Here is a 276-nt window from a genome sequence, read left to right on the forward strand (position 1 = left end):
AGCCCGGGGCTGTTGATGGCCGCGACCGACAGGCCCGTGCCGGCGAGTTCGGCCTCGGCGGCTTCGCGCGACAGGCGCACCGACAGCATGGTGCCGCGCGGCAGTGCGCCCATCAGGCGGCCGCGCGCCGCGATGAGCCGGATGCCATCCTCCAGCGAGAACACGCCCGCCAGCACCGCGCAGACGTACTCGCCGATGCTGTGCCCGGCCAGCGTCGCCGGCCGCAGGCCCCAGCTCAGCCACAGGGTGGCCAGCGAATACTGGATGCAGAACATC

Annotated in this window: 1 protein-coding gene; it reads right to left on the minus strand. The window is 72.8% G+C overall.

Annotated elements, in window-relative coordinates:
• Nucleotides 1–276, minus strand: a 276-nt coding sequence (locus tag CVH10_RS20165) for an acyltransferase domain-containing protein (RefSeq protein WP_146143168.1), incomplete at both ends; no start/stop codon positions are given.

It is taken from the genome of Halomonas sp. ND22Bw, assembly GCF_003011945.1.
GTDB classification, from domain to species: domain Bacteria; phylum Pseudomonadota; class Gammaproteobacteria; order Pseudomonadales; family Halomonadaceae; genus Halomonas; species Halomonas halophila.